The organism is Streptomyces sp. NPDC048604 (assembly GCF_043199435.1).
GTDB lineage: Bacteria > Actinomycetota > Actinomycetes > Streptomycetales > Streptomycetaceae > Streptomyces.
The window spans coordinates 34,195-47,667 of the sequence record NZ_JBICVX010000022.1; the positions used below are offsets into that span (position 1 = coordinate 34,195).

Below are 13,473 nucleotides of genomic sequence, written 5' to 3' on the forward strand. Positions count from 1 at the left end.
TCGCATGCCCCGGGGCCGCTGAGGCGACCCCGGGGCATGCCCGCCTCTCCGGAGAGTTCATGCAGTTCCGCCAACAGGCCCTCGCCAAGCTGCAGTCCGGCGACGACATCGATCTGCCGGTGCGCTTCGCCCGTCCCCAGGGCTGGCCCGTCCTCGTCGTCACGGTCCTCGCGATGGCCGCCGCCACGGTCTGGGCCGTCACCGGCACCGTCTCCGCCACGCTGAGCGCCCCCGGGCTGCTCACCCACGGGCAGGGCGGCTACGTCCTGCAGAGCCCGGTCGCCGGTCAGGTCACCGAGGTCCTGGCCAAGGAGGGCGACCGCGTCGACGCCGACGCGCCGCTCCTCGAACTGCGCACCCCCCAGGGCGCCACGACCGTCCGCACCCTCGCCGCGGGCCGGCTGACCGCCCTCGCCGCCGGCATCGGCGCCGTCGTCACCGTCGGCACGGACGTGGCGGCCGTCGAGCGGGTCCAGGGCCCCGACGACCCGCTGAAGGCCGTGGTCTACCTGACCGCGCAGGACGCGACGGGCATCCCCGTCGGCGCGGCCGTGGACCTCACCGTCCAGACCGTCCCGCAGCAGGAGTACGGGGTGCTGCGCGGACGCGTCGAGGCGGTGGCCCGCACCGCCCAGTCCCGCCAGCAGCTCGCCGCCTTCCTCGGCAACGGCCAGCTCGCCGACCAGTTCGTGAAACAGGGCCGGACCCTGCCCGTACTGGTGCGCCTGGAGCGCGCGCCGGAGAACGCCTCCGGGTACGCCTGGTCGTCCGCCGGCGGCCCGCCGCACCAGCTGGGCTCCATGACCCCGCTCACCGCTGTCGTCCGGCTCGCCGAACAGCATCCGATCGACTGGCTGCTGCCGTGACCGCCCAGCGCCGGCTCCCGCCGGCCGACCGCAGGCGCCGCCGCCCCCAGCCGCCCCGGCCGCCCGAGCCCCGGCGGGCCGCCGGCCGGCGGGGGCCCCGCAGGCAGCCCGCGCAGCCGAGGCAGAAGGCCGTGCGCACCCCCACCGTCCTGCAGATGGAGGCCGTGGAGTGCGGGGCCGCCGCGCTGGCGATGGTGCTCGCGCACTTCGGCCGCCATGTGCCGCTGGAGGAGCTGCGGATCGCCTGCGGCGTCTCCCGCGACGGCTCGCGCGCCAGCAACGTCCTGAAGGCGGCTCGCAGTTACGGACTGCAGGCCAAGGGCATGCAGATGGAGCCGACGGCGCTGGCCGGGGTGAAGCCGCCCGCGATCCTGTTCTGGGAGTTCAACCACTACGTCGTGTACGACGGCGCCGGCCGCCGCTTCGGCCGTCGCGGCGTGCACATCAACGACCCGGACAAGGGCCGCCGTTTCGTGCCGGCCGAGGACTTCGACACCAGCTTCACCGGTGTCGCCCTGGTCTTCGAGCCGACCGACGACTTCCGCCCCGGCGGCCGACGGCCCGGCGTGCTCCAGGCGCTGCCGGCCCGGCTGCGCGGCACCACCGGCACCCTGCTCGCGACGCTGCTGGCGAGCCTGCTGCTGGTCGCCGTCGGCGCGGCGCTGCCGGCGCTCAGCCGGACGTACATCGACCTGTTCCTGATCGGCGGTCAGAACTCGCTGCTGGGGCCGCTGTTCGCGTCGATGGCCGCGCTCGTGGCGCTCACGGCCGTGCTCACCGGACTGCAGCAGGCCAATCTGCTGCGCGGCCGGATCATCTCGTCGACGCTCAGCAGCGCCCGCTTCCTGCGCCATCTGATGCGGCTGCCGGTGGGCTTCTTCGCCCAGCGCAGTCCGGCCGACCTGGTCCAGCGCCTGCAGTCCAACGACGCCGTCGCCGAGACCCTGGCACGCGATCTCACGGCCGCCGCCGTCGACGGGATCGTGGTGATCCTGTACGCGCTGCTGCTGTGGACGTACGACCCCCAGCTCACCCTGGTGGGCGTGGGGATCGCGCTGCTGAACGTGGTCGCGATGCGGGTCGTGGTGCGGCTGCGGGCGACCGGCACGCAGAAGCTGCGCGCCGACAGCGCCCGGCTGACCAACACCTCGTACACCGGTCTGCAGCTGATCGAGACGATGAAGGCGACCGGCGGCGAGCAGGGCTTCTTCCGCCGCTGGGCGGGCCAGCACGCCACCACCCTGGACGTGCAGCAGCGGCTCGGGGTGCCGAGCGCGGTCCTCGCGATCGTCGCACCGACGCTGGCGACCGCCAACAGCGCGCTGATCCTGTGGATCGGCGGACTGCGCGCGGTGGAGGGCCATCTGTCGATCGGTCTGCTCGTCGCGTTCCAGGCGCTGGTGGCGCGCTTCAGCGCCCCGATCACCCGGCTCAACGGGGTCGCCGGCCGGATCCAGGACTTCGCCGCGGACCTGGCCCGGCTGAAGGACGTCGAGAACTTCCCGGTGGACCCGGTGTACTGGGGCCCGGACCCCGAGTCCGACACCCGCCGGCTCAAGGGCCACGTCACCCTGGAGAACATCTCCTTCGGCTACAGCCCGCTCGACAAGCCGCTGCTCAGCGGCTTCTCGCTGAGCGTGGGACCGGGGCAGCAGATCGCCCTGGTCGGCGGCTCCGGCAGCGGCAAGTCCACGGTCTCCCGGCTGATCTCGGGGCTCTACAGCCCCTGGGAGGGCGTGATCCGCATCGACGGCCAGCGGCTCGACGACATCCCGCGCGGCACGCTCGCCGCGTCGGTCTCGTTCGTCGACCAGGACGTGTTCCTCTTCGAGGGCACCGTCCGGGACAACGTGGCGCTGTGGGACCCGTCGATCCCGGACGAGGCGGTGACCGCGGCGCTGCGGGACGCCGCGCTCCTGGACGTGATCGCCCGCCGGCCCGACGGCATCCACGGCCGCGTCGAGCAGGACGGCCGCAACTTCTCCGGCGGGCAGCGCCAACGCCTGGAGATCGCCCGGGCGTTGGTGCGCCGGCCGAGCGTCCTGGTCCTGGACGAGGTGACCAGCGCGCTCGACGCGGAGACCGAGCGCACCATCATCGACAACCTGCGGCGGCGCGGCTGCGCCTGCGTGGTCATCGCGCACCGGCTGAGCACCGTCCGCGACAGCGACGAGATCCTGGTGCTCGACCACGGCACGGTGGTGGAGCGCGGCCGGCACGAGGAGCTGGCCGCCGCCGGGGGCGCGTACGCCGAGCTGGTCAAGGAGCACTGACGTGTCGTCCGCGTACCCCCACGACTCCGGGAGGACCATCGCCCCCGACCCGGTCGTGCAGGCCCTCGGCGGGCTCGGCGCTCCGGTCGACTGCGCCGGCCTGCGCACCCTCCCCCTCGAGGGGCCGCATGTGCTGTGGCTCGTGGTGAGCGGCGCGCTCGACCTGTTCGCGGTGGACGCCGTCGAGCAGGGCGCCTGGCACTTCCTCGGCCGGCTCGAGACCGGGACGCTGCTGCTCGGCCCGGTCGAGGGCCCCCGGCACACCCTGCTCGGCCGGCCCTCGCCGGACTGCCTGGTGCGCCGGATCGACCTGCGGGAGCTGCACCGGCCCGGGTACGAGACCTATGAGTCGTACGAGCCGTACGGCGCGTACGACGAGTGGGGCGTCTGGCACACCTACGAGTACCCGCCCCAGCAGGCCCAGGCGTACACCCCCGAGGCCGGCCCCCTGGAGCACGCCTTCGCGCTCGGCGTCGGCCGCGGTCTGGGCGTGCTGTTCGAGGCCCCGCTCGACGGCCGCCCCGGCGCCGACGACGCCGTGGCCGACGACGACGTCCTGTGGATGGACGTCGAGCCGGGCAGCGTTCGGTACGGCGCCTCGGCCGGCGCGGAGGCGGCGGCCGACCTGCTCGTCGACGGCGCGATGTGGCAGCGCATGGTCAACCAGCAGTACCGGCTGCTGTCCGCCGTCGACCGCTGGATCGAACGCCTCGACCGCGCCCACGAGGACCGCGCGGCCGAGGGGATCAGGGCCGGAGAGGCCGTCCGCGCCCGCGCGGACCAGGCCCTCCTCGCCTCGATCGGGCGGCCCGACCGGTCCAGGCGCGGTGACGGGCGCTCGACGGGACCGGACGCGGCCGTCGACCGGGCGGCGGACGACGCGGTGTACGCCGTCTGCCGCCTGGTCGCCTCGGCGAGCGGCATCACGCTCCCCGACGCCCCGCGCGGCGGCGAGCCGGACGACCGGGTCTCCCCGGTCGAGCGGATCGCCACGGCGGCGCGGCTGCGCACCCGCGAGGTGCGGCTCGACGGCGCCTGGTGGCGGCAGGACTGCGGCCCGCTCGTCGGGCACCGCGCCCGGTCGGGCGCGCCGGTGGCGCTGCTGTGGCGGCGCGGCCGGTACGAGGCGGTCAACGCGGCCACCGGGCGGCGGATCCGCGTCGACGCCGACACCGCAGAGGAGTTCGAGCCGCGGGCGGTGATGTTCTACCGGCCGCTGCCGCCGGGGCCGGTGACGCCGTGGCGGCTGCTCCGCTTCAGTCTGCGCGGCGCCCGCGCGGACCTGCGGAACCTGTTCCTCGGCGGGCTCGTGACGGTGGGTCTGGGCGCGCTGGTGCCGGTCGCGACCGGCCGGGTGCTCGGCGAGTTCGTGCCGAACGCCCGCACCGACCTGATCGTCCAGGTGTCCGTCGGCGTGCTGCTCGCGGGCCTGGTCACGGCCGCGTTCATGCTGTTGCAGAACCTGACGGTGCTGCGCATGGAGGGCCGCATCGAGGCGGCGCTGCAGCCCGCGGTGTGGGACCGGCTGCTGCGGCTGCCGACGCGGTTCTTCGCCGGCCGCTCCACCGGCGAGCTGGCGAGTGCGGCGATGGGCGTCAGCGCGGTCCGCCAGGTGCTGTCGGGTCTGGGGCCGGTGGTCCTGCAGGCCTGCACGGTCGGCGCGATGAACGTCGTGCTGCTGTTCGCGTACAGCGGGGCGCTGGCCCTGGTGGCGCTCGGCATGCTGGTGGTGGTCGGCGCGGTGTTCCTCGGCCTGGGGCTGTGGCAGCTGCGCTGGCAGCGCCGCCTCGTGGAGCTCGGCAACAAGCTGAACAACCAGGCGTACCAGACTCTGCGCGGCCTGCCGAAGCTGCGGGTCGCGGCGGCGGAGAGCTTCGCGTACGCGGCCTGGGCGCGGGAGTTCGCGAAGTCGCGGGAGCTGCACCAGCGGGCCGGGCGGATCCGGAACCTGAGCACGGTGCTCGACGCGGTGTGTCTGCCACTGTGCTCGGTGACGATGTTCGTGCTGCTCGCGGGCCCGGCCGAGGGCACGCTGTCCGCATCCGGGTTCCTGACGTTCAGCACCGCCCTGACGATGCTGCTGACCTCCGTCACCCAGGTCACCGGGGCGCTGGTCTCGGCGGCCGCGGCGCTGCCGCTGTTCGAGCAGGTCAGGCCGCTGCTCGACGAGGAGCCCGAGGTGCGCGGCGCGGGCGCCCGGCCGGGTGTGCTGACCGGGGAGATCGAGGCCCGCGGCCTGTCGTTCCGCTACACCGAGGACGGCCCGCTGGTCCTCGACGACGTGTCGCTGCAGGTCCGGCCGGGCGAGTTCGTGGCGGTCGTCGGCCCCAGCGGCTGCGGCAAGTCGACGCTGCTGCGGCTGCTCATCGGCTTCGACCGGCCCGCGTCCGGGAGCGTGCTGTACGACGGTCAGGACCTGGCCGCGCTCGACCAGGCCGCGGTGCGCCGGCAGTGCGGGGTGGTGCTGCAGAACGCGCAGCCGCTGTCCGGCTCGATCCTGGACTGCATCCGCGGCGCCGAGTCGTACTCGCAGGAGGAGGTGTGGGAGGCGGCCGCGATGGCGGGGCTCGCCGAGGACGTGCAGCGGATGCCGATGGGCCTGCACACGATGATCTCCGGCGGCGGGGCGGTCTCCGGCGGGCAGCGTCAGCGGCTGATGATCGCCCAGGCGCTGGTGCGCCGGCCGCGCATCCTGTTCTTCGACGAGGCCACCAGCGCGCTCGACAACGAGACGCAGCGCGTCGTCATGGACAGCACCCGCAAGCTGAGCGCCAGCCGGCTGGTCATCGCGCACCGGCTGTCGACGGTGATGGACGCGGACCGGGTGATCGTGATGGCGGAGGGCCGCATCGTCGAGCAGGGCCCGCCGGCCGCGCTCCTCGCGCACCCGGGCGGCGCCCTGCACGAACTGGTCCGCCGCCAGCTGCGGTGAGCGGGGGGGCTCAGCCGCGGGGGGGCTCAGCGTGGAATGGTGAGCGCGCCGCCGCGGTAGAAGCCCTCCTGCTCGGCCACGACGTACGGGGTCATCGCCTCGCGCCGCTCCCGCTCGGCGTCGGAGGACCGCCAGCCCTCGCAGGCGTCCTGGGAGTCCCAGACGGACACCCCGGTGATCTCCTGGCCGTCCTCGGACCAGTACGCGAACGCGTGCAGCAGCCCGTCCGGATGGATCCCCGGCCGCCAGGCCCGCTCGAACTCGGCCAAGCTGTCCGGCTTGATACGGCGCGTCGTGACCCAGACAAAGTGCTGCTCCATCGCAGCCTCCTCGCATACGGGATTCGGGAAACCGCGGCGGCGACGGCCTGCCGCCGCCCCTTCGACCACCGTAGGCCCGCACCCCCGATCCCGCCCGCGCGGGCTAGGGTGAGGTGGGGGGCCGGCGGGAGAACCCGGAGCCCTGCGATGCGCGGACACCACCGTCCCGAGCCGCCCGAGAACGCGCAGCAGCTCCTGGTCGCGCTCGGGCACCTCGTCGACCAGGCCCTGGACCGGATCAAGTACCAGCGGGCCAGGGTCGAGCTGGCCATGGCGCTGCAGCGCCACATGCTCCCGCCCGGACTGCCCCAACTGCCGGGCCTGCACCTGGCCGCCAAATACACGCCGTCGCGGGACGGCCTGGACGTCGGCGGCGACTGGTACGACGCGTTCGTGATGAACGACGGCTCGCTGGGGCTCGCGATCGGCGACGTGCAGGGCCACGACGTGGAGGCGATCGCCTTCATGGGGCAGGTGCGCACCAGCCTGCGCGCGATCGCACAGACGACCTCCGACACCCGCGAGGTGCTGGCCCGCGCCAACGACCTGCTGATCACCATGGGCTGCGACCTGTTCGCGACCTGCTGCTTCCTGCGCTTCGACCCGGCGACCCGGGACCTGACGGTCTCCCGCGCCGGCCATGTGCCGATGGTGTGGGCGACCGCCGGCGGCGGCTCCAGCGTGGCCCTGGACAGCGGCGGCCCGCCGCTGGGCATCGCCGCGGGCGAGACGTACCCGGTGACCCACCGGCGGCTGACCGAGGCCGGGGTGCTCGTACTGCTGACCGACGGGGTGGTGGAGGGGCCGCACTACCCGATGGAGGCGGGGCTGGCAGAGGTGGCGAAGCTGGTGCGCCGCGGGTTCGACGCCGACCCCGACGTCCTCGCTTCGGCGGTGGTGAAGGTGGCCGACCTGACCGGCCACCGCGACGACGCGGCGGTCCTCGTGGTCCGCTACGACGGTCCGGCCGACGGCGACTGAGGTCGCCGGTCCCCGGGCGGGAGCGCAGACTGGCGTCGTGTGCAGCGCGAAGCAGGGTCGTCGCCGATCCGGCAGCGCACGGCGCATGCTCGCCGGCCACGGGTTCGAGGTCGTGCTCGTGCTCGCCGTCGCCGCCACGTACTACGGATCAGCCCGGGTCGGGCTGGTCCAGCAGCTCGTGCGCGAGCAGGTCACGCCACTGTGGCCGCCGACCGGACTCGCGCTGGCGGCGCTGCTCGTGTTCGGGGTGCGGGTCTGGCCTGGCGTCGCGCTCGGCGCGTTCCTGGTGAACGTGACCCTCGGCCCGTCGGTGCTCGCGGTCCTCGCCATCACGGCGGGCAACACACTGGCCCCGCTGGCCGCGCTGCTGTTGCTGCGCCGGGCCGGTTTCAGACCAGAACTGGACCGGCTGCGGGACGTGCTGGCGCTGATCTTCCTGGGCGCCCTGGCCGGCATGCTGATCAGCTCGACGATCGGCTCGAGCGCCCTGGTGCTGTCCGGCGCCGTGGACGCCGGCGACTTCTGGTCGACCTGGTCGGTGTGGTGGACGGGCGACGCAATGGGGATCCTCGTCGTCACCCCGTTCCTGCTGGTGCTGCGCAGGCTCCGGTGGCCGGTACGGGCGTCACCGGCCCGCTGGCTGGAGGCGGGGGCGCTGGCGGTCGGGACGGTGCTCGTCACGCTGATCGCCACTCGCACGGAGCACTCCAGCCTGCTCTTCCTCGTCTCCCCGTTCCTGATCTGGGCCGCCTTCCGGTTCCGGCTCGCGGGGGCGGCGCCGTGCGCGCTGGTGGTCTCGCTCCTGGCGATCGTGGCCGCCACGAGCGGTGCGGGGCCGTTCGACGACGAGGACCTGTTCGCCACGATGGTCACGCTGCAGGCGTTCAACGGGACGACGGCACTGACCGCACTCCTGCTGGCGGCCTTGATCACCGAGCGCAACAAGACGCACGACGAGCTCAGCCGGCTCTGCAACCGGTTCGCCGTGATGCTGACCCAGCTGGATCCGGGCACGGACCCGTACGAGACGCCGCCCGAGAAGCCGCCGCCCTGATCAGACGCCGGCGTCCGCGTCGTGCCGGTGCGGGCAGCGGCGGCCGGTGAGCAGGCGCCGGATCTGCTCGCCGGCCTCGGCCCCGTCGCGGACCGGGGCGGCGAACAGGAACCGCAGGTCGCAGTGGCCGAGCTCGTACTCGCAGCGCAGGGTGAGGCCGTGCCGGTCGACGGCGAGCGGGGCGACCCGCAGGACGCCGGGCGGGACCTGCGGACCGGCGAGCAGGAGCAGTTCGGCGACCAGGTCCTCGTGCGCGTCGGCGAGGTGCGTGAGCATCGCGGCCTCCTCGACGGCAAGGGCGTCGGGCCGGGCGAGCGCGAACGCGTCGAGGGCGACGTCCAGCGCCCCGGCCGCGGTGCGCAGGGTCACCCGGGCGATCTCGAGCCGGATGGGCCCGCCGGGGGCGTCCGGCTCGGCCGGGGTCAGCCGGCCGGCGAGCGTCACCCGGCTGCGGACGCGGTCGCGCATCGCGGTCGGCGCGATGTCGGTGAAGTCCAGCAGGGCGGCCGGACCGCCGAAGGGAGCGGTGGCGATCCGGGCCGCCAGCGGGCTGTCGGCCGGCGGGTGGAGGTGGATCCGGCCCTGGGGGCCGACGGAGAGCATCCCGATCAGGTCGTAGCTCTGGCCCTCCGTGGTGAGGGACAGGGACTCCGCCTGGGCCAGCACGGAGCGGACCCGCTCGGCGGCGGTCTGCTCGGACGGCGCGGGTTCGGGGGCAGCACTCACGGCGACTCCTCACGGGACGATTGGACTTAGGTAAGGCTAACCTAATGCCCCTGCTCCGCTCCAGTGCGTCCCGCCGTGTCGTCGAAGAAACCGCCCGACTGGTGCTGCCAGAGCTTCGCGTACGCGCCCTCCACGGCGAGCAGTTCCTTGTGCGTGCCCTGCTCGACGATCCGTCCCCGGTCGAGGACGACGAGCCGGTCCATGGTGGCCACCGTGCTCAGCCGGTGCGCCACCACGAGCGCGGTGCGCCCGTCCATCAGCCGCCACAGCGCGTCCTGGACGAGGAGTTCGCTCTCCGAGTCCAGTGCGCTGGTGGCCTCGTCGAGCAGCAGGATCGGCGCGTCCCGCAGGATCGCCCGGGCCAGCGCGACCCGCTGGCGCTGGCCGCCGGACAGCTTCACGCCCCGCTCGCCGACCATGGTGTCGAAGCCCTGGGGCAGCGCGTCGACGAACTCCGTGACGTGCGCCGCCTCCGCCGCGAGCCTGATCTCCGCGTCCGTCGCGCCCGGCCGGGCGAACGCGATGTTCTCCTTCAGGGTGCGGTGGAACATCGCCGGGTCCTGCGGCACATACGCGATCAGGCTGCGCAGTTCCGCCTGGCGCAGCCTGCTGATGTCCTGACCGCCGATCAGGATCCGGCCCCCGTCGACGTCCGTCATCCGCAGCAGCAGCCGGGTGAGCGTGGTCTTCCCGCCGCCGGAGCGGCCGACCAGGCCGAGCTTCGACCCGCCGGGCACGTCCAGGAGGAGTTTGTCGAAGAGCGGCTTCGCCGCGCCCCCGTGCGTGAAGACCACGTCCTCGAACCGCACGTCGGCCGACCGGACCGTGAGCGGCTCGGGCGCCGGCGGGTCGACGACGGTCGGCGGGTCCGCGAGCAGTTCGGTGAACTGCGCGGCCTCCGTCATCGAGCTCTCGAGGCGCCGGTAGATCTGGTTGAACTCGAACATGATGCGGGTGGCGTTGGCGTAGTACGTGAAGGCCACGATGACCGCCTCCACGCCGTGCTGCCCCGCGCCGAGGGACAGCGCGAGCACCAGACCCAGCACATTGGTGAGCACGGACATCGGCGCGACGACGGTGTCGATGCGCAGATTGCCGTAGTCCCACGACCGCAGGGTGAGCCGGCGCGACTCGGCCACGCGGGAGCGGTGTTCGGCCGCCTCGCGGTCCTCGGCGGCGAACGAGCGGACCGTGTCCATGTTCGTGAGGCTGTCGGCGACATGCCCCGACACCCGCGCGATCGCCTGCTCCCGCTCGGCGACCAGCGCCTGCCGGCGGCGGATCAGCGGGGCCACGCACACGCCCGTGACGGCGATGAGCAGCAGCAGGCCGAGGACGAGGAGCGGGTCGTACTGCCACAGCACGACCGAGGCGAAGGCCAGCGGGACGAGGCTTCCCATCAGGGAGAACGTCAGGGTGTCGACGAACTCCTCGAAGCGGGAGGCGAAGCTGAGGACCCGCTTGGTCAGCGAGCCCGCGAAGTTGTCGTGGAAGAACGCCGCGTCCTTGGCGAACAGTTCGTCCATGCCGATGATGTAAAGGTGCTCGATGCCCCGGGCGTCGACGCGGTTCAGACAGTGCAGCCCCAAGCGCCACAGCGTCTCGCCGGCGAGCAGCACGCCCGCGAAGCCGAGGACGTACGGCAGCGCCTCGTCGATCCCGGTGCCCTCGCCGTCGGCGATCCCGCCGACGAGCTTGGCGACGACGAGCGGGGCGACGTAGGCGATGCAGACGTTCCCGAGCGCGGGCAGCAGCAGGGCCGGAAGCGCGAGCCGGCGCATGCGGAGCAGTTCGCGCCCGTAGAAGCGGAGGGCGAGGAGCACCGAGCCGCTGCTCGGCAGCCCTTCGCGCGATACAGATAATCCCATCTCAACCCTCTGTTGTGGTACCAGCAGTGAGAAACCGGACTGTCCCGCAGAGAGCTCCCCGCCGTCCAAGCGTTTTTCCGGGCCGCTCAGCCTTCGGCGGGCGGGGTGAGGTCGTGGGCGGCGGCCCAGGCCGCGACCTGGGCGCGGGAGGTGAAGCCGAGCTTGCTCAGGATGTGGTCCACATGGGTTTCAGCCGTTCGGGTGGCCACGACGAGGCGGCCGGCGATCTCCTTGTTGGAGAGCCCCTCGGCCAGCAGGGCCGCGACCTGACGCTCCCGCGGCGTCAGCGGGGTCTCGTCGGCGGTGTCCCGCGGCGCCCGGCGCTCCGGCTTCTCGCGGTCCTCCAGGGCGAACTCGACCGCGCTGCGCGCCGACATCCCGTTGCCGTGCCCGAAGGCGGACTCGTACCGCTCGTCGCCGAGGGCGGCGCGGACCCTGGCCACGTGGTCGTCCTGGACCGCGGCCATGGGGGCGATGCCGTCGAGGGTGGTGGTGCCCATCGGGTGCCAGACCGCGGCGGCCGCGCCGAAGAGAGTGGCGGCGCGGACATGGCGGCCCTGCCGCACGCTCACCCAGCCGAGCAGGTCGACGAGGAAGGCGGTGCCGAGCCGGCTCTCCATGCTGCCGTGGACGCTCAGCGCCTCCTTGGCCGCCGCCTCCGAGCGGCCCAGGTCGTGGTCGAGCTCCAGGAACGCGAGGGACCACAGCGCCCAGGAGCGCCAGTACGTCTCTCCGCGCTCCTGCGCCAGCGCGAGGCACTCCTCGATACGGGCCAGGCCCCGCGCCCGTTCGCCGCTCAGCCCCTCGGCGAGGCCCAGCATGGACAGAGCGAACAGTTCGCCGCGGGGTCGTCCGGCGCGGAAGCCTTCCAGCGCCCGGTCGAGCAGTTCCGCCGCCCGGCCCATGTCGCCGGCGAACAGGGCCGCCATGCCCCGGACGTGCGCGACGAAGGCGGCCTGGCCGGGGCCGCCGGAGGATTCGACCAGCGCCTCCGCCTCGTCGAGCAGCGGCAGCGCGGACGCGGCGTCGCTCTGCAGCAGCGCGTACCAGGCGTTGAGGCAGAGGGCGGAGATCCGTTCCCGGCCGGGTTCCGGGGCGGCCGCGAGCGCCTGGTCGAGCCAGTAGCGGGCCTCGGTGTTGAGCCCGCGGATGCTCCAGTACTCGTCGACGGCGGTGGCCATGCGCAGGGCGACGACGGCCTCGCCGGGCTGGTTCAGGCAGTGGGCGAGCGCGGCGCGGAGGTTGGCGTGCTCGTGGTCCAGGCGGTCCAGCCAGGCCTCCTGCCCCGGGCCGATCCACTCCGCCTCGAACCGCTCGATCAGCGCGGCGTACCAGTCGCGGTGCCTGCGCCGCGCCGCCGTCTCCTCGCCGGCCGCCGCGAGCCGTTCGAGTCCGTACTCGCGGAGCGTCTCCAGCATCCGGTAGCGGACGTCCGCGCGGTGGTCCTCCCGGATCAGGACCGACTTGTCGACGAGGGAGTGCAGCAGGTCCGGAAGCTCCTCGGGGGTCACCCCGTCGCCTGCGCCCACGAACTCCACGGCGGCGAGGTCGAAGCCCCCGGCGAAGACCGAGGCCCGGGCCCACAGCAGCTGCTCGGGGCGGGAGCACAGCTCGTGGCTCCAGTCGATCAGCGCGCGCAGCGTCCGCTGACGCGTCGGCGCGCTGCGCGGGCCCGTGGTGAGCAGCCGGTAGCGCTCGGAGAGCCGTTCCTCCAGCCGCCCCAGGGACAGCGTGCGCAGCCAGACGGCCGCAAGCTCGATCGCCAGCGGGATGCCGTCGAGATCGCGGCAGAGCCGGGCCAGGACCTCGGGCGAGGTGCCGTCCGCCGCGTCGAAGCCGGGCAGGACGGCCTGTGCGCGGTCGACGAACAGCGCCACCGAGTCGTACCGGGCCAGCTCCGCGGCCGAGAGCTCGTGGTCGGGGTCGGGCACCGGCAGCGGCGGCACGAGCAGGGTGCTCTCGCCGTAGACGCCGAGTGACTGCCGGCTGGTCGCGAGGACGGTGAGCCGGGGGCAGGCGGGCAGCAGGGCGGCGACGAACGCCGCGCACTGGTCGACCAGGTGCTCGCAGTTGTCCAGGACGAGCAGCGTCTCGCGGGGCGCGAGGTGGTCGATCACGAGCTCGACGCGGTCGCGGGAGGGCTCGGCCCGCAGGCCCAGCCGCTCGGCGGTGGTGTGGGCGAGCAGGGACGGGTCGTTGAGGTCGGCCAGTTCGACCAGCCAGACGCCGTCGCGGAAGGTCCGGCGCGCCCGGTCGGCCACCCGGAGCGCCAGGCGCGTCTTGCCGACGCCGCCGGAGCCGGTGAGGGTCAGCAGCCGGGAGGAGGAGAGCAGGCGCAGTCCTTCGGTGATCTCGCGCCGCCGGCCGACGAAACTGGTGACGTCGGCCGGGAGGTTCCCGGTCTTTGCCCGCCCGCTCGCTGCAGTCACCCGGCGTCCCGCCTCCCGATCGAC

The 13,473-nt window shown here is 73.8% G+C and carries 9 protein-coding genes; 5 read left to right on the top strand and 4 right to left on the bottom strand.

From position 1 onward, the window contains the following. Positions 1 to 59 precede the first annotated feature (59 nt). From ACGFMM_RS32800 to ACGFMM_RS32810, 3 genes are all read left to right on the top strand, one after another. Positions 60 to 866, top strand: coding sequence for an HlyD family efflux transporter periplasmic adaptor subunit (locus ACGFMM_RS32800; RefSeq protein ID WP_393650132.1), 807 nt, complete (start codon positions 60 to 62; stop codon positions 864 to 866). Positions 867 to 997: 131 nt separating this feature from the next. Next, the gene (locus ACGFMM_RS32805) at positions 998 to 3,139 is read left to right on the top strand and encodes an NHLP family bacteriocin export ABC transporter peptidase/permease/ATPase subunit (RefSeq protein ID WP_393650182.1); all 2,142 of its coding nucleotides are present in this window, start codon (positions 998 to 1,000) and stop codon (positions 3,137 to 3,139) included. A 1-nt stretch (position 3,140) separates the two neighbouring features. Beyond that, positions 3,141 to 6,071 carry an NHLP bacteriocin export ABC transporter permease/ATPase subunit gene (locus ACGFMM_RS32810; protein WP_393650133.1) on the top strand — a complete coding sequence of 977 codons (2,931 nt, stop codon included), beginning with the start codon at positions 3,141 to 3,143 and terminating at the stop codon, positions 6,069 to 6,071. Positions 6,072 to 6,097: 26 nt separating this feature from the next. Here the strand turns inward: ACGFMM_RS32810 and ACGFMM_RS32815 are convergent, their stop codons facing one another. Further along, complete coding sequence (locus ACGFMM_RS32815) at positions 6,098 to 6,391, bottom strand: antibiotic biosynthesis monooxygenase (RefSeq protein ID WP_393650134.1); 294 nt, start codon at positions 6,389 to 6,391, stop codon at positions 6,098 to 6,100. Between the two features lie 147 nt (positions 6,392 to 6,538). Between ACGFMM_RS32815 and ACGFMM_RS32820 the strand changes: the two genes are divergently transcribed. Both ACGFMM_RS32820 and ACGFMM_RS32825 read left to right on the top strand, forming a co-directional pair. Beyond that, positions 6,539 to 7,372: a PP2C family protein-serine/threonine phosphatase gene (locus ACGFMM_RS32820; protein WP_393650135.1), complete on the top strand. Its 834-nt coding sequence runs from the start codon at positions 6,539 to 6,541 to the stop codon at positions 7,370 to 7,372. Between the two features lie 85 nt (positions 7,373 to 7,457). Beyond that, positions 7,458 to 8,426 (top strand): MASE1 domain-containing protein, encoded by a 969-nt coding sequence (locus ACGFMM_RS32825; protein ID WP_393650183.1) that lies wholly within the window; start codon positions 7,458 to 7,460, stop codon positions 8,424 to 8,426. On the opposite strand, the gene ACGFMM_RS32830 is transcribed toward ACGFMM_RS32825, so the two are convergent. From ACGFMM_RS32830 to ACGFMM_RS32840, 3 genes are all read right to left on the bottom strand, one after another. Beyond that, positions 8,427 to 9,152, bottom strand: coding sequence for a DUF2470 domain-containing protein (locus ACGFMM_RS32830; RefSeq protein ID WP_393650136.1), 726 nt, complete (start codon positions 9,150 to 9,152; stop codon positions 8,427 to 8,429). It lies immediately after the preceding gene. Between the two features lie 41 nt (positions 9,153 to 9,193). Next, a complete protein-coding gene (locus ACGFMM_RS32835; RefSeq protein ID WP_393650137.1) occupies positions 9,194 to 11,020 on the bottom strand; it encodes an ABC transporter ATP-binding protein in 1,827 nt (608 codons plus the stop codon). An 86-nt stretch (positions 11,021 to 11,106) separates the two neighbouring features. After that, positions 11,107 to 13,449, bottom strand: a complete 2,343-nt coding sequence (locus tag ACGFMM_RS32840) for an ATP-binding protein (RefSeq protein WP_393650138.1) — start codon at positions 13,447 to 13,449, stop codon at positions 11,107 to 11,109. Positions 13,450 to 13,473: the final 24 nt, after the last annotated feature.